This is a genomic window from Noviluteimonas caseinilytica, assembly GCF_018406605.1.
In the GTDB taxonomy this organism is placed as follows: Bacteria; Pseudomonadota; Gammaproteobacteria; order Xanthomonadales; family Xanthomonadaceae; genus Noviluteimonas; species Noviluteimonas caseinilytica.
Genome location: NZ_AP024545.1, coordinates 1,710,859 through 1,725,454, shown reverse-complemented (window position 1 = coordinate 1,725,454; position 14,596 = coordinate 1,710,859). Strand labels below are relative to the sequence as shown.

The following is a 14,596-nucleotide window of genomic DNA, read 5'->3' as shown; positions in this document are numbered from 1 at the left end:
TTAGCAGCCGCCGTCAGGCCGGCAGGTCGAAGAGCAGGACGTCGGCGATTTCCGCACCGCGGCCCGACAACGATCGCGTGCCGCCCTCGTCCACCAGGCCCAGCGCATCGCCGGCCGACAGCGCGCGGCCATCGAGCACCGCGCCGCCCTGCGCCACGTGCAGCCAGTAGCGGCGCGCGGGATCGAGCACGAGGTCCACCGATTCGCCATCGCCCAGCCGCACCCCGCGCAGGAACGCCTGCTGCCGGATCGCCAGGCTGCCGTCCGCGCCATCGGGCGAGGCCAGCGTGGCCCAGCGTCCGCGCCGGGCTTCCGGGTCGAACGCGCGCTGTTCATAGCCCGGCGCGGCGTTGAGCCGGTCCGGCTGGATCCAGATCTGCAGGAAATGCACCGGCTCGGATTCGGACGCATTGAACTCGCTGTGTTCGATGCCGTGCCCCGCGCTCATCCACTGCAGCTCGCCCGGGCGCAGCACGCCCTCGCTGCCGGTGTCGTCGCGGTGCGCGAGCGCACCGGACAACACGTAGCTGAGGATTTCCATGTTCGCGTGGCGATGCGGCGGGAAGCCGCCGCGCGGCGCCACGCGATCCTCGTTGATCACGCGCAGCGGGCCGAAGCCCATCCATTCGGGGTCGTAGTAGTGCCCGAACGAAAACGTGTGCTGGCTCTTCAGCCAACCGGCGGACACGTCACCGCGCGCACTCGAAGCACGTTGGACGATCACTTGGCCTCCGCGCCCTCGGGCTTCGGCACCGACGCTTCGGTGGTGATGCGCAGCTGCACGGCATCGGCGATGTTCGGCAGCATGGCGTCCACGCCGAACGCGCTGCGCTGGATCGTGCCCGTCGCATCGAAGCCGATCTTCGGCTGGCCGCGGCTCTCGCCGGCCTTGTTGAGCGTGACTTCGAGCACGACCGGGTTGGTCTTGTCGCGGATGGTCAGGTCACCGGTGACCTTGAGCTTGTTGCCGCCCAGCGATTCCACCTTGGTGCTCTTGAACGTGGCGGTCGGGTACTTCGCCATGTCGAAGAAATCCGGGCTCTGCAGGTGCGCGGTGAGCTTGGGCACCATCGCGTCCAGGCCCGACAGCGGCAGCGTCACGGTGACGCTGGAGTTGGCCACGTTGTCGGCGTCGTACACCAGCGTGCCGTCCACGTTGAGGAAGTTGGCCACGGGATGCGAGTAGCCGAAGTGATCCCACGAGGCCACGACCATCGTGTGGTTGGGATCGAGCTTGTACGTGGCTTGCTTGGCCTGTGCGAAACCGGCCACCAGCAGCAGCGAGGCAAGGGCAATGCGCGTGCGGATCATCATGCGGTTCAGTCCTGTGGTGGGGATCAATCGATGCGGCAGGCTTCGTCGAAGCCCAGCCGCGGCGAACGCGGGAAGATCGACGCGGGGTCGCCCTTGCCCAGGTTGACGAGGAAGTTGGAACGCCAGGACGTGCCCGGGAAGAACGCGGCATCGACCTTCGCGTTGTCGAAGCCCGACATCGGCCCGCAATCCAGGCCGAGCGCACGCGCGGCAAGCAGCAGGTACGCGCCCTGCAGGCTGCCGTTGCGCAGGCCGATCGTGCGCAGGTCGGGCTCGGGCTTGGTATCGAACCAGCCGCGCGCATCCGTGTGCGGGAACAGCACCGGCACCTTTTCGTAGAACGCCATGTCGTACGCGACGATCGCCGTGCACGGCGCGGCCATCGTTTTCTTGTAGTTGCCTTCGTCCAGCGCAGGGCCGAGCTTGGCCTTCGCTTCGGCCGAGCGCACGAACACGAAACGCGCGGGGCAGCTGTTGGACGTGGTGGGGCCCCACTTCAGCAAGTCGTAGAGGGCGTGCAGCGTGGCGTCGTCGACCTCACCGGTGAACCGGTTGTAGGTGCGAGCCTGGCGGAAGAGCTGGTCCAGCGATGCGTCGGGCAGCGTGGGCTTGAACGAATCTGTCATGGGGCTGCGGTTGCAATCCGGGCGAAGGCGCGCAGTGTAGAGTGTCGCGCGTCAAGCGGCCGAGACCGCAGCCGCAACGGACCTCCGCACGGATGGAACGCCCCGCCACCGAAACGTGCCTGCTGATCACCGACAACCGCGCCGGCAACGTGCGGCAGGCGCGGGCGCTCGCGGCGGCCATGGGCTTCGACGATGCACCGCACCTGGCGCTGGTCCCGCACCGGCCGTGGCGCTGGATCGCCCCGCGCATGGCGCCGGGCAGCGCGATGGCGTACGGCCGCGACTTCGCGCACGCCCTCGCGTCGCCGCCGGCGCTGGCGATCGGCTGCGGCCGGCAAGCGGCGCTGGCCACCCGGCAATTGCGCGCGCGCGGATCGCGCGTCGTGCAGATCCTCGACCCGCGCATGCCCACCACGCACTGGGATGTCGTGGTCGCACCCGAACACGATGCCTTGCAGGGCGACAACATCGTCACGCTCGTCGGCAGCCTCAATCCCGTCGACGATGCGTGGCTCGCCGACGCGCATGCCGCGTTCTCGATCCTCTCGCCGCTCGCGCAACCGCGCGTCGCGTTGCTGGTCGGTGGCGAAAGCGACTATGTGCCGGGCTACGACGGCCCGGTGCTCGCACGCGACCTGCATCGCCTCGCCGACGTGATCCGGCGCGACGGCGGCACGTTGCTCGCCACCACGTCGCGCCGCACGCCGCCCGCGTGGTGCGATGCGTTGCGTGCGCAATCGCGCGACATCCCCGGCCTGCGCTGGTTCGCGCCCGCGCACGCGAGCCTCGACGACAGCGAGAATCCGTACGCCGGCCTGCTCGCCTGGGCCGACCGCATCGTGTGCACGGCCGATTCGGTCAACATGCTGAGCGAAGCGTGCGCCACCCGCGTGCCGGTGTACGTGCTCGGGGGCGAACGCGTGCGCGGACGCCTGCAGCAGTTCCATGCGGCCTTGCAGGCACGCGGGCGCGTGCGCACCCTGGCGGAATACGACCTGCCCGACGACGCCATCGAACCGCTGCGCGAAACCGGTCGCGTCGCGGCCGAAGTCCTCGCCCGCCTCCAGTTGCGCTAGTCGAACGCGAGGCCCGCCGCGTGCGTGGCCGCGCGGATCGCGGCGCGCGCCTGCGCGATCGCATCGGTTTCGGCGGTGATGCGCGGACGACGATCGAGCGTGCAGCGCAAGCCGGCCTCCAGCAACGTGACGTGTGCCGCGCCGAGGGCGTCGCATGCGGCGCGATCGAGCACGTCGTCCGCGCAGGCCAGGCGCAGCAGGCCGGGCGTGTCGCGCGGACCGAGCCATTGCGGCTGCGTCGCCGAACGCGCGAGCACGCACCATTGCAGCAGGAACTCCAGGTCCACCAGCCCGCCTTCGCCCTGCTTGAGGTCGAAGCGCGCCGCGTCGCCGCGATCCAGTTCTGCGCGCATGCGCTGGCGCATCTGCACGACGTCGGTGCGCAGCGTGTCCGGGTCGCGTGCACGGCCCAGCGTTTCGGCACGCACGCGTTCGAAATCCTTGAGCAACGAAGGCTCGCCCGCGACCCCCCGTGCGCGCACCAGCGCCTGGTGCTCCCACGTCCACGCGCGTTCGCGCTGGTAGTCGGAGAAGCTGGCGAGGCTCGAGACCAGCAAGCCCTTCGCCCCATCGGGACGCAGGCGCACATCCACGTCGTACAGACGGCCGGCGCCGGTGACGGTGCCCAGCAGCGCAACGATCTTCTGCGCGAGGCGTGCGAACCAGCGCGTGGCATCCAGCGGACGCGCGCCGTCGGATTGTGCGTCGGGTGCGGCGTCGTACAGGAACACGAGGTCGAGGTCGGACCCGAAGCCAAGCTCCTCGCCGCCGAGGCTGCCGTAACCGAGCACGGCGAAGCGCGCTCCGGGCACGCGGCCATGCGGACGTTCGACTTCCCGCTGCGCGAGCACGAGGACTGCATCGATCACGCCGTCGGCGAGCCAGGCCAGCTGGCGCGCGCTTTCGTACGCGGTCTGGCGCGCATCCAGCGTCGCCAGCGCGATGCGGAAGCTCAGCGCCTGGCGCACTTCGTTGAGCGCCATCAACGCGGCTTCCGCGTCGTCGTCGTGCAGGGTTTCGTCGCACGCTTCGATCAGCGAAGCACGATCGGGCAACGCGCCGGCGCTGCGGCGGTCCAGCAATTCGTCGAGCAGGAGCGGATGCGCGGCGATGCGTTCGGCGAGCAAGGCACTGCCGGCCACGACGTCGACCAGGCGCGCGAGGGCCGCCGGTTGTTCGTCGAGGAGCGCGAGGTAGCTCGCGCGCCGCAGCAACGTATGCAACAGCGGCAGCAAGCGGCGCAGCGCGGCATCCGGTTGCGAGGAACGCGCCGCCGAGGTGAGCAACGCAGGCAGCACGCGATCCAGGCGCGCCCGCGTGGCGTCGGACAACGTGCGCACGCCGGGCGCGCGCGCGAAGTCGCGCAGGCTGCCGTCCAGCGTTTCGATGTCGCCGAAGCCGGCATCGGACAAGGCCTGCGCTTCACCTGCATCGGGCAACGCGCGCCAGTACGTCGCGAGGTCGCTCGGCGCCGCGGAACGGCCGCGTGGCGCGAGCAACGCTTCGAACTCGGTCGAAACCCGCGTCCGCTGCACATCAAGCGCGGCGCGCAAGGCGTCCCAATCGTCGTACCCGAGGCCACGTGCGATGCGGGCGCGATCGACCTGGCTTTCCGGCAGCGCGTGCGTCTGCGCATCGCGCAACATCTGCAGGCGGTTTTCCAATCGACGCAGGAAGCGATACGCCTCCGCGAGCGCCTCGCCAGCGGCGGGTGCGACGTGGCCCGCTTCCACCAACGCCGCAAGCGCTGGCAGCAAGCGTCGTTCGCGCAACGTCGGTTCGCGACCGCCGCGGATCAACTGCAGCGCCTGGACGAGGAATTCGATTTCGCGAATGCCACCGGGACCGCGCTTGATGTCGTCGGCCAGTTCCTTGCGCGCGACTTCCGCGGCGATCGCAGCCTTCATTTCGCGCAAGCCATCCAGCGCGCCGTAATCGAGATATCGCCGATAGACGAACGGCCGCAACGCATCGAGGAAGCGCAGTCCCGCATCTGCATCGCCCGCAACGGGCCGCGCCTTCTGCCACGCATAGCGTTCCCAGTCGCGTCCTTCGCGCTGGAAGTACGACTCCATCGCGGCGAACGGCAAGGCCACGCGGCCCGCGTTGCCGAACGGACGCAGGCGCAGGTCGACGCGATGCGAGAAGCCCTCCGCCGTCGCTTCGTCGAGCAGCTTCGCCAGTTGCTGCCCCAGGCGCGCGAAGTAATCCTCGGCCGCGAGCGAACGCGCGCCGTCGCTGTCGCCTTCCTGCGGATACGCGTAGACGAGGTCGACGTCGGACGAGAAATTCAGTTCGCCACCGCCCAGCTTGCCGAGGCCGAACACCACCAGGCGCTGCACGCTGCCATCTGCCGCGCGCACCTGGCCGTAGCGTTGGGCGAATTCGCCTTCGAGCGCCGACAGGCCGAGGCGCAGGCAGCGGTCGGCGAGTTGCGTGCTGCCGGCGAGCGTGGCGTCCACGTCGTCCAGGCCCGACACGTCGCGCCAGACCAGGCGCGCGGATTCGGCGGTGCGATAGCGGCGCAGGCGGGATTGCCAGTCGGTCCGCGCATCCGGCCCGAGCTCGGGCGGCGTTCCGAACGCGTCATCGCGCGCGAACGAGTCGAGCAGCGCCGGCAGGCGCACGAGCGTGTCGATCGCGAAGTCGCTCGCCAGGGCCAATGCGGCCAGGCGCTCCGCGAGCGCAGGGGTCCAATCGTCGGAGGCGATCGCGCGCAGGCGATCGAGCTGGCGTGCGACGTGGGTGTCGGTGGGGTCCGTCATCGCGCCCATGATGGCATCGGCAAATAAAAAGCCCGCCCCGGACGAACCGGTTGCGGGCCTGCTCCCTCCCCCACGTCGGGATGCGGGGCGATCGTGAAGGAATCGTTATTGGGTTTGCACGCTGCACTGCAAAACGATACCGGGCAGTACAGAAAGGCTCATTCAAGGGTGCCGAATCGTCGTTCGTGAATGCGATAAATCCCCGCGCCAACACGCATTCCGCGTGCCCGTTGCACGGCCTCCGCGGCGAGCTCGCCCGACTCGCAACCGCCCTCCATGAAGCCTTGCGTCTCCAGTGCGCAGTGCTCACCGGCAAAAAATAGCCGACCAACGGACTCCCCGACCGCGCCGCGCAGGGCCGACCAGTCGCCCGGCCCGAAGCACGCATAGCTGCCGAGGGTCCACGGATGGCTGGGCCAGTGGAAGCGTGCTTCGCGCGGTTGGGTGCGGGCCGCGGCCAGGCCGGGGAACACGCGATCCAGGTCCGCGGTCGCCGCATCGGCCTGCATGCGCGGCGTGCCCTGCCCGAGCGCCACGCCGTGCGCACCGCCGGTGAAGTTGGTCAGCACGCCCTGCGCGCCGGGTTGTTCGCGCGTGGTGTCCCACGTCGTCTGGTAGGACAGGTCGCTCATCGACGCACCGTTGGCCCCCTGCGCGCGCCACACGCGGCGGTCGTACCCGATCATCAGCTTCGCGTTGGTGCCGTACGGCAGGCGGTCGATGGCGTTGCGCTTGTGCGCAGGCATCGGCACGTCGATGGCGACCTTGCGCAGCAGCGTGAACGGCAATGCGAGGATCGCCTGCGCGGCGTGCACGTCCTGCGTCGCGCCGTTGCGGCGGAACGTCAGCACGAGATCGTCGCCGCGCGCGCGGATCGCTTCGAGCACCGCACCGGGTTCGATCGCGTCGTCGAGTCTGTCCGCAACGGCGTGCGGGATTCGGTCGTTGCCGCCGCGCACGTGGAAGCGTTCGTCGCTGGCGCCGAACACGCGGAACACATCGGGATCGTCGGTGCCGATGAAGGTGAGCAGGTTCAACGCGGACTGCCGGTCGATCTCCAGCCCCATTTCGGTGGTGTAGGCCACCGCGATCAGCTTGCGCAGCCAGCCGGACACGTGTTCCCGATCGAGCCACTGTGCGATGTTCATCGCATCGAGCGCCCGGAACGCGGGGTTGGCATCGGTGTAGTCGAGCGCGCCGTCGCCGAGCGACGCGACATCGCGCACGATCGCCGCCGCAACGGGGACGAAGGCCGCAACGATCTCGCGTTCGCTGATGCGGCGGCCGTCGAACCACCAGGTGTCGATGTCGGTGTCGTGCGCCAACAGGTCGTCGAGCTCGAGCCCCATTTTCCTTGGCCAGCGCGCGGATGCGCACGTGCCCGCTGTCGATCAGTTCGCCGCCGAGCTCGATCACCTGTCCCGGCCCGAAATGATCGCGCAGGCTGAACATGCGTCCGCCGACGCGCGACTGCGCTTCGTACACGCGCACCGGCACGCCCGCCTGGCGCAGGCGCCACGCCGCGGTGAGCCCCGCGATGCCCGCGCCCACGATCACGACGGGCGAACCCGAATCGCGCGCGAGCTGCGTCGCGGGGGCGCAGGCCGTCAACGCGAGCCCCGCCGCCGCGCCCTGCAACAAGCGGCGTCGTGCGGGATCCACGCGCATGGCGCGGCCGCGATCGTAGAACGCGTCGAAGGGTGCATCGCTGCGGGCCGTGGCGCGCGCGATGCGGGCGGCGCGCTGCAGCAGCGTGAACAACGGGGTGCGTCCCATGCGGATCCTTCGCGTGCGCGGCGTCGATGCCCAAGGCAACGCAAGACGCGCCCCGCGCGGGACAGTTCACCAGCGGTGCACGCAGCCCAGCACCCAGCCGCCGCGATCGTAGGGATCCCACGGCGGGTAGTACGGATACTCGGTTTCCCCGCGCGTGCCCTGCCAGGACAGCGAGACATCGCACACGCGCGTGGCCAGCGACACACCGGCGCGCACGTCGAAACGCGTGCCTGCGCCACCGGTCTCCACGTCGTGCGCCGCGCCCGCGTGCAGCAGCAACTGCCAGCGTTCGGCGAACGGCACGCCGCCATCGACTTCGACGTACACGCCCGGTGCATCGCCGAAGTAGTCCTGCGCGTAGTGCGCGCGGATCGTCACGCGGCGGAACGCCACGCCCACGTGCACTTCCGGATAGTCGTACGCCGACGCCGAATCGAAATGCGACCAGCGGATGCCGACATCCCAGCTGCGCCCGTGCCCGTCACGCTTCGCGAAGCCTGCATACGGGATCCACAACGCGCCGCTGGACTGGTATGCCGGGCGCACGGTGGACGCGAACAGGCCTGCGTAGAAGCCGCCGTTCGCGTTCCACTCGATGTCGCCCTGCACCGCCGGCCTGTCGTCGCTGAGCGAGTACCCGCGATAGCGATAGTCCGACACCACGCCGACGCTGCCCGACACCTGCGCCCAGGCAGGCGCGACGAACACGAACAGGCACGCGCAGATCCCCAGCGCAGCGCAGCGCGCGCCAACCGGGCGTGGAGTTGCAGTGGTGCCATGTCGCACCGCGCGCTCTCAGTGGCGCGACGACTCCTCCGCGATCGCACGGGACCCGCAACCGCAGGCGCAGGCGCGTTGCGCGCGCGCGACGGCGGCACAGGCGTCGACCGGGTGGGGACGCGCCGGCCCGGAGCCTAGCGCAGCCGGCGGTGCGACCGCGTCACGCAGGAAGGCGCTGCCGGCGCGGGGCGCACGCTGGCGCAGCAGCGCCACCAGGCCGCTGACCTGGGCCGCGGCGAACGATGCGCCGTCGACGAGGCCCCAGCCGCCGTCCGCCGTCGTCGTCGGCAGCGCGGTGGCCGGGGCCACGACGGCGGCGAAGGCGACCTCCTGTCGCGCATCGCCAGCGACCGCCAGCACATCCCGATGGGAAGCAGGAAACCCGCCGTCGGCCGCGCGCGCATCCACCGCCGCGACCACGTTGGCGCCGTTGCGCAGCGCCACGTCGATCAGGCGCGCGAGCAACACGTCGGGCGGCCCCGACAGGCTGAGGTTGAGGACGCGCACGCGCTGCTCGATCGAGAACTGCAACGCCTTGGCGAGCGTGAAGCTGCTGCAGTGCGCCACGCCCCGCGGTCCGTCTTCGCGACAGGCGCGCAACGCATACAGGCGCGCGCCGGGTGCCACGCCTGCGATGCCGAGGCGATTGTCGGCGCGGGCGGCGATGAGGCCGGCGACTTCGGTGCCGTGCGCTTCCGCGATGGTGTTCGTGGGCTTGTCGTTGATGAAATCCCGGGACACGACGACCTGGCCCTTCAGATCGGGATGCGTCGAAGCGACGCCCGTATCGATCACGGCAACCGACACGCCCTTGCCCGTCGTGAACGCATGCAGTTCCTGCAGGCGCCATTGGGCGATCACCGGTTGCGCGGGCGAGAGTGGATCACCGGGCGCCTTCGCACCCAGCACTTCGAAGCGTTGCATCGCCTGCACCGATTCCACCCGCGGGTCCTGCGCGAGTGCCGCGACGGCCGCGGCCACGGACGCGGCATCCGGCGCTTCGAGCACGAAGCAATCCAGACCGAGCGCCGGCATCGGCCAGTCGGTACGCATCGTGAGGCCATGCGCGGTGGCGAGGCGTTGCGCGATGCGGGCGCGCGCGGCGTGGCCCGGCGCGTTCCGGTAATCGCCTGCGTACGCGGTGTCCGGACGATCGTGGACGGCGGGCGCGCGCAGCATCACGAGGAGTTGCCGCGCTTCCACGTCGGGTGGACCCGCACGCGCGACGCTGCACAGCGCGAACGCGAGACCGAGCAGCAAGGCGGCAAGCGCGCGCATCACTCGCGTGTCTCCGCCGGCGCCAGCAGCTCGGCGATTTCCACGCCGGGCGAAGCACGCAACGCATCACGCACGCTCTGCGACTGGCCGGGGTCGGTCGCGATGAGGAAAGCGCCGGCTTCGTTCGGGCCGTCGACGATGCGGCCGTGCACCTGCGCCAGCAATGCGCGCAACTGCGCTTCCGTCAGGCGCGAATCGAAGACGACCAGCACGCGGTCGGCCTTGTTCGCCGCCACCGTGGGCGCGGACAGCGTGCGATAGGCGAACGGCGCGTCCGGCGCGGTTTCCCGCCGGAACGCGAACACGCCCAGCAGGACTAGCATCGCCGCCTGCGCGCCCAACGCGATGCGCGTCCACGGCAAGGTCCCGCGCCAGGCCGTGCGCAGGCGCGGCCAGCGAGCGCGCAAGACCGGCGCGCGTTGCGTGGCATGCAGGCGACCGCGCAGGCGCTGCCAGTCGCGATCGACATCGGGGGCCTCGACGTGCGCCGGACCGTCGTCGATCAGCGTGCGCATCGCCTCCACGTCCTGCCGGCATGCGGCGCATTCGGCGAGGTGCGCTTGCACGCGCAGGTGTTCGTCCTGCGACAACGTGCCGTTGGCGTACCACGGCAGCAGCAAGGCGATGGCGCGATGCCCGCGCCCTTCGAAGGAGAGCACGCGACCGTTCACAGTGCCTCCGCCCCGGCATCGCCGAGCAAGGTCTTCATGCGGCGGCGCGCGTAGAACATGCGCGTCTTCACCGTGGCCACGGGGCACCCGACGATCTCGGCGATCTCCTTGCAGCCATGCCCGTGGAAGTAGGTCAGCTCGATCACCGCGCGATGTTCCGGCGTGAGTTGCGCGATCGTCGCGTCCAGGCGCGCGCGCAACTGGTGGCGTTGCATCGTGCCGTCGGGTTCGGTGTCGCTCGGCGCGCGTGGTTCGTCGCGCGGATCGGGCAGCGGCATGTCGCTGCGCCGCACGGCCTTCATCGCCTGGCGGTACGCGATCGCGAACAGCCACGTCGACACCTGCGAACTCGCGTCGAACGTGTGCGCCTTGCGCCATGCGACCAGCATCGTGTCGTCGAGCACTTCGTCCACCAGCGCGTGCTGGCGCAGCACGCCGCGCAGGAAGCGGCGCAGGCGCGGCGCGTAGGCGCGATAGAGCGCTTCGAACGCGTGCATGTCCTCCATCGCCACGAGGCCGAGCAGGTCGACATCGTCCATCGCGATGCGGTGGGTTTCGCCTTCGGGCACGGGACGCGGCATGGGCAGACCTCCGGGATGCGCAGTGCATGCCTGCGCGCGGGTCGGTCGGTTCAATCGACGGCGGCGATTGCAGGCCCCGGCGCGTTGCGCGGGCGTGAGGGTGTCGTTGGGTTGAACCAAGCGGCGCCGCGACGGGATGCATGCGCGCGGCGAAACACGGGCCACGCCCCGGCGCCGCAGCCATTCCCAATCCCCCACTTCCGCAGGAGTCCTGCCATGTCCCTGCTCTTCCGACATCGCCGGCGCGCCGCATGCGCCGTCGGCCTCGCCCTGGTGCTTGCAGCGGCCGCGCCTTCCGCGCTGGCCGTGGATGGTTACTACAAGGTCCGCAACCTCGTGTCCGACGGCACCATCCCCGCCGCGCACGTCGATCCCAACCTGGTGAACGGGTGGGGGGTTGCGTTCAATCCGTTCGGCTTCGTGTGGGTGTCCGCCGCCGACGGGATGGTGTCCACGCTGTACGACGGCGACGGGGTCGTGCAGTCGCTCGTCGTCGCGATTCCTTCGCCCACGATGACGACCGGCGGCAATCCCACCGGCATCGTGTTCAACGGTTCGAATGCGTTCGTGGTGACGCAGGGGGCATTGAGCGGGCCCGCGCGCTTCCTGTTCGCCACCGAACAGGGCGTGATCGCCGCCTGGTCGCCCGCGGTGGATGTCACGCATGCGATCCGCATGATCAACCACTCGGCCGACGGCACGAACTACAAGGGCCTGGCGTTGAGCGGCGACGGCCTGACGCAGTTGATCTACGCCACCGACTTCTTCCACGCGCGCGTGGATGTGTTCGACAGCAACTTCAAACCGGTGACGCTGGCCACCGGCGCGTTCAAGGATCCGGGCATCCCGAAGGGCTATGCGCCGTTCGGCATCCAGGCGATCAACGGCGACATCTACGTCACCTATGCCAAGCAGGACGCGACGATGTCCGACGAAGTGCGCTGCGCCGGGTGCGGCTTCGTGAGCGTGTTCAAGCCGAACGGGAAGTTCGCGCGACGCATCGCCACGCGCGGTGCGCTCAATGCGCCGTGGGGCCTCGCGCTCGCGCCGGCGGCGTTCGGGACGTTCCACAACGCGCTGCTCGTCGGGAATTTCGGCGACGGGAAGATCAATGCGTACGGGGCGTCGTCGGGCACGTTGCTGGGCAACCTGCGGCATCGCGACGGTTCGTCGATCTACGTCGACGGGTTGTGGGGCATGCAGTTCGGCAACGGGCTGAGCGACCAGCCGGTGGATACGTTGTTCTTTGCGTCGGGGCCGAACGACGAGGAGCACGGGTTGTATGGGCGCATCGACTTTACGCATGCGCCTTGAGTGAGGTTACGGCGATCGGAGCGTCCCCTCCCCTGCCCTCCCCGCGGGGCGGGAAGGGGGACAACGAGAAAGGCCCGCTTGCGCGGGCCTTTCTGCGTTACCTGGACTGCCTGGATCTGGATGCGCTTTGCGCTCTTAGAAATCCATGCCGCCCATGCCGCCCATGCCGCCGCCCGGCATCGCCGGTTCGTCCTTCTTCGGCAGCTCGGCGACCATCGCTTCGGTCGTGATCATCAGGCCGGCGATCGACGCGGCGTTCTGCAGCGCGGTGCGCGTGACCTTGGTCGGGTCCAGGATGCCCATCGCGACCATGTCGCCGTACTCGCCGGTCTGCGCGTTGTAACCGAAGTTACCCGAGCCTTCCTTGACCTTGTTGAGCACGACCGACGGCTCTTCGCCGGCGTTGGTGACGATCTCGCGCAGCGGCGATTCCATCGCGCGCAGGGCGATCTGGATGCCGTGGTTCTGGTCTTCGTTGGCACCGGTGATCTTGCCGACCGAAGCCAGCGCACGGATCAGCGCAACGCCGCCGCCCGGGACCACGCCTTCTTCCACCGCCGCGCGCGTGGCGTGCAGGGCGTCTTCGACGCGGGCCTTCTTTTCCTTCATTTCGATTTCGGTCGAGGCACCGACCTTGATCACCGCAACGCCGCCGGCCAGCTTGGCGACGCGCTCCTGCAGCTTCTCGCGGTCGTAGTCCGAAGAGGTCTCTTCGATCTGCGCCTTGATCTGCTTGATGCGGCTTTCGATGGCGGAGGTCTCGCCGGCGCCGTCGATGATCGTGGTGTTTTCCTTGGTGACCTGGATCTTCTTCGCGCGGCCGAGGTCCTTGATGGTCGCCTTCTCGAGCGAGAGGCCGACTTCTTCGGAGATCACGGTGCCGCCGGTCAGGGTGGCCATGTCTTCCAGCATCGCCTTGCGACGGTCGCCGAAGCCCGGCGCCTTGACGGCGCAGACCTTGACGATGCCGCGGATCGTGTTGACCACCAGGGTGGCCAGCGCTTCGCCTTCGACTTCCTCGGCGACGATCAGCAACGGCTTGCCGGCCTTGGCCACGCCTTCGAGGACGGGCAGCAGGTCGCGGACGTTCGAGATCTTCTTGTCGTGCAGCAGGATGAAGGGATCATCCAGCTCGGCCGACATCGACTGCTGGTTGTTGATGAAGTACGGCGAGAGGTAGCCGCGGTCGAACTGCATGCCTTCGACGACGTCGAGCTCGTTCTCCAGGCCCGAGCCTTCTTCAACCGTGATCACGCCTTCCTTGCCGACCTTCTTCATCGCGTCGGCGATGATGTTGCCGATCGACTCGTCGGAGTTGGCGGAGATCGTGCCGACCTGCGCGATCGCCTTGTCGTCGGCCGTGGGCTTGCTGATGTTCTTCAGCTCGGCGACGGCGGCCACGACGGCCTTGTCGATGCCGCGCTTGAGGTCCATGGGGTTCATGCCGGCGGCGACCGCCTTCATGCCTTCGCGGATCAGCGCCTGCGCGAGCACGGTGGCGGTGGTGGTGCCGTCACCGGCGTTGTCGGAGGTCTTGGACGCGACTTCCTTCACCATCTGCGCGCCCATGTTCTCGAACTTGTCGGCGAGCTCGATCTCCTTGGCGACGGACACGCCGTCCTTGGTGATCGTGGGGGCGCCGTAGCTCTTCTCGAGCACGACGTTGCGGCCCTTCGGGCCCAGGGTGGCCTTGACGGCATTGGCGAGCACGTTGACGCCGCGCACCATCTTGGCGCGCGCGTCCTCACCGAAACGAATTTCCTTGGCAGCCATTGCGGATTACCTCAGTAGAAGAATTCTTGTGATTGCTTGTTGTGCGGAAACGACGCTCAGCCGAGGACGGCGAGGATGTCGTCTTCCTTCACGACCAGGTACTCGGTGCCATCCAGCTTCACTTCCGTGCCGCTGTACTTGCCGAACAGGACCTTGTCGCCGGCCTTGACCTTCGGCGCGCGGACGGAGCCGTTGTCGAGGACCTTGCCGTCGCCGACGGCGACGACTTCGCCCTTGATCGGCTTTTCGGTGGCGGAGTCGGGGATGACGATGCCGCCGGCGGAGATTTTTTCTTCTTCCATGCGCTTGATGACAACGCGGTCGTAGAGCGGCTTGATGTTCATTGACAACCCTCGCAAGTCGTTGAGTCGATTGGGGAAAGGGCGCGAAGCTTAGCAGTCCGGGGACCCGACTGCCAAAACCGCGACACGAAAAGGCCCGGCGCGCCGGGACGGGGAGGGAGTTGGGGAAAGCCCCTGGTGCTTTCAAGAGGCAAAAAGAAAGGGCGCACACGATGCCGTGCGCGCCCCCGGAGTGACGGGTGCCGATCCGTGGCTGGCGTTCCTTCGCCGCTCCCCCGCTCCCAGTCCCTTGCTGCCGAAATTCCGTTCGACGAGGGCGCAGCTTGCGGACGCCGTCGCA

At 69.0% G+C, this 14,596-nt stretch carries 14 protein-coding genes and 1 pseudogene; 3 read left to right on the top strand and 12 right to left on the bottom strand.

The genetic code is table 11. The annotated features are described in order from the left end of the window. Positions 1 to 13: 13 nt before the first annotated feature. The 3 genes from LYSCAS_RS08445 to LYSCAS_RS08435 are packed head-to-tail and all read right to left on the bottom strand — an operon-like array spanning position 14 to position 1,940. Positions 14 to 724 (bottom strand): pirin family protein, encoded by a 711-nt coding sequence (locus LYSCAS_RS08445; RefSeq protein ID WP_213433464.1) that lies wholly within the window; start codon positions 722 to 724, stop codon positions 14 to 16. Then, complete coding sequence (locus LYSCAS_RS08440; RefSeq protein ID WP_213433462.1) at positions 721 to 1,314, bottom strand: YceI family protein; 594 nt, start codon at positions 1,312 to 1,314, stop codon at positions 721 to 723. The genes LYSCAS_RS08445 and LYSCAS_RS08440 overlap by 4 nt, the downstream gene beginning before the upstream one ends. 23 nt (positions 1,315 to 1,337) lie before the next feature. Beyond that, positions 1,338 to 1,940 (bottom strand): malonic semialdehyde reductase, encoded by a 603-nt coding sequence (locus tag LYSCAS_RS08435; protein ID WP_213433460.1) that lies wholly within the window; start codon positions 1,938 to 1,940, stop codon positions 1,338 to 1,340. A 92-nt stretch (positions 1,941 to 2,032) separates the two neighbouring features. Here LYSCAS_RS08435 and LYSCAS_RS08430 point away from each other — a divergent pair, with 92 nt between their 5' ends. Then, positions 2,033 to 3,016 carry a mitochondrial fission ELM1 family protein gene (locus LYSCAS_RS08430; protein ID WP_213433459.1) on the top strand — a complete coding sequence of 328 codons (984 nt, stop codon included), beginning with the start codon at positions 2,033 to 2,035 and terminating at the stop codon, positions 3,014 to 3,016. Here LYSCAS_RS08430 and glnE read toward each other — a convergent pair. The 3 genes and pseudogenes from glnE to LYSCAS_RS16115 all read right to left on the bottom strand — a co-directional run. Beyond that, positions 3,013 to 5,790: a bifunctional [glutamate--ammonia ligase]-adenylyl-L-tyrosine phosphorylase/[glutamate--ammonia-ligase] adenylyltransferase gene (gene glnE, locus LYSCAS_RS08425; protein WP_213433457.1), complete on the bottom strand. Its 2,778-nt coding sequence runs from the start codon at positions 5,788 to 5,790 to the stop codon at positions 3,013 to 3,015. The two genes, LYSCAS_RS08430 and glnE, sit on opposite strands and share 4 nt — an antisense overlap. A 149-nt stretch (positions 5,791 to 5,939) precedes the next feature. After that, positions 5,940 to 7,130: a flavin monoamine oxidase family protein gene (locus tag LYSCAS_RS08420; RefSeq protein WP_244858485.1), complete on the bottom strand. Its 1,191-nt coding sequence runs from the start codon at positions 7,128 to 7,130 to the stop codon at positions 5,940 to 5,942. Positions 7,131 to 7,167: 37 nt separating this feature from the next. Further along, positions 7,168 to 7,293 (bottom strand): annotated as a pseudogene (locus tag LYSCAS_RS16115) (FAD-dependent oxidoreductase); the annotation flags it as partial. Here LYSCAS_RS16115 and LYSCAS_RS16110 point away from each other — a divergent pair. Continuing rightward, positions 7,232 to 7,468 (top strand): hypothetical protein, encoded by a 237-nt coding sequence (locus LYSCAS_RS16110; protein ID WP_341868559.1) that lies wholly within the window; start codon positions 7,232 to 7,234, stop codon positions 7,466 to 7,468. The pseudogene LYSCAS_RS16115 and the gene LYSCAS_RS16110 overlap by 62 nt on opposite strands. Before the next feature lie 155 nt (positions 7,469 to 7,623). Here the strand turns inward: LYSCAS_RS16110 and LYSCAS_RS08415 are convergent, their stop codons facing one another. The 4 genes from LYSCAS_RS08415 to LYSCAS_RS08400 form a co-directional block, all read right to left on the bottom strand. Then, complete coding sequence (locus tag LYSCAS_RS08415) at positions 7,624 to 8,265, bottom strand: TorF family putative porin (RefSeq protein ID WP_213433455.1); 642 nt, start codon at positions 8,263 to 8,265, stop codon at positions 7,624 to 7,626. Between the two features lie 87 nt (positions 8,266 to 8,352). Next, a complete protein-coding gene (locus tag LYSCAS_RS08410) occupies positions 8,353 to 9,615 on the bottom strand; it encodes a S8 family peptidase (protein WP_213433453.1) in 1,263 nt (420 codons plus the stop codon). Next, complete coding sequence (locus LYSCAS_RS08405) at positions 9,615 to 10,286, bottom strand: zf-HC2 domain-containing protein (protein ID WP_213433451.1); 672 nt, start codon at positions 10,284 to 10,286, stop codon at positions 9,615 to 9,617. Before LYSCAS_RS08405 ends, LYSCAS_RS08410 begins: the two co-directional genes overlap by 1 nt. Next, the gene (locus LYSCAS_RS08400; RefSeq protein ID WP_213433449.1) at positions 10,283 to 10,867 is read right to left on the bottom strand and encodes an RNA polymerase sigma factor; all 585 of its coding nucleotides are present in this window, start codon (positions 10,865 to 10,867) and stop codon (positions 10,283 to 10,285) included. Before LYSCAS_RS08400 ends, LYSCAS_RS08405 begins: the two co-directional genes overlap by 4 nt. Before the next feature lie 216 nt (positions 10,868 to 11,083). Here LYSCAS_RS08400 and LYSCAS_RS08395 point away from each other — a divergent pair, with 216 nt between their 5' ends. Continuing rightward, positions 11,084 to 12,181: a TIGR03118 family protein gene (locus tag LYSCAS_RS08395; RefSeq protein WP_213433447.1), complete on the top strand. Its 1,098-nt coding sequence runs from the start codon at positions 11,084 to 11,086 to the stop codon at positions 12,179 to 12,181. 135 nt (positions 12,182 to 12,316) lie between these two features. On the opposite strand, the gene groL is transcribed toward LYSCAS_RS08395, so the two are convergent. Both groL and groES read right to left on the bottom strand, forming a co-directional pair. Next, positions 12,317 to 13,954 (bottom strand): chaperonin GroEL, encoded by a 1,638-nt coding sequence (gene groL / locus LYSCAS_RS08390; protein ID WP_213433445.1) that lies wholly within the window; start codon positions 13,952 to 13,954, stop codon positions 12,317 to 12,319. Between the two features lie 56 nt (positions 13,955 to 14,010). Continuing rightward, positions 14,011 to 14,298 carry a co-chaperone GroES gene (gene groES, locus LYSCAS_RS08385; protein ID WP_213433443.1) on the bottom strand — a complete coding sequence of 96 codons (288 nt, stop codon included), beginning with the start codon at positions 14,296 to 14,298 and terminating at the stop codon, positions 14,011 to 14,013. Positions 14,299 to 14,596: the final 298 nt, after the last annotated feature.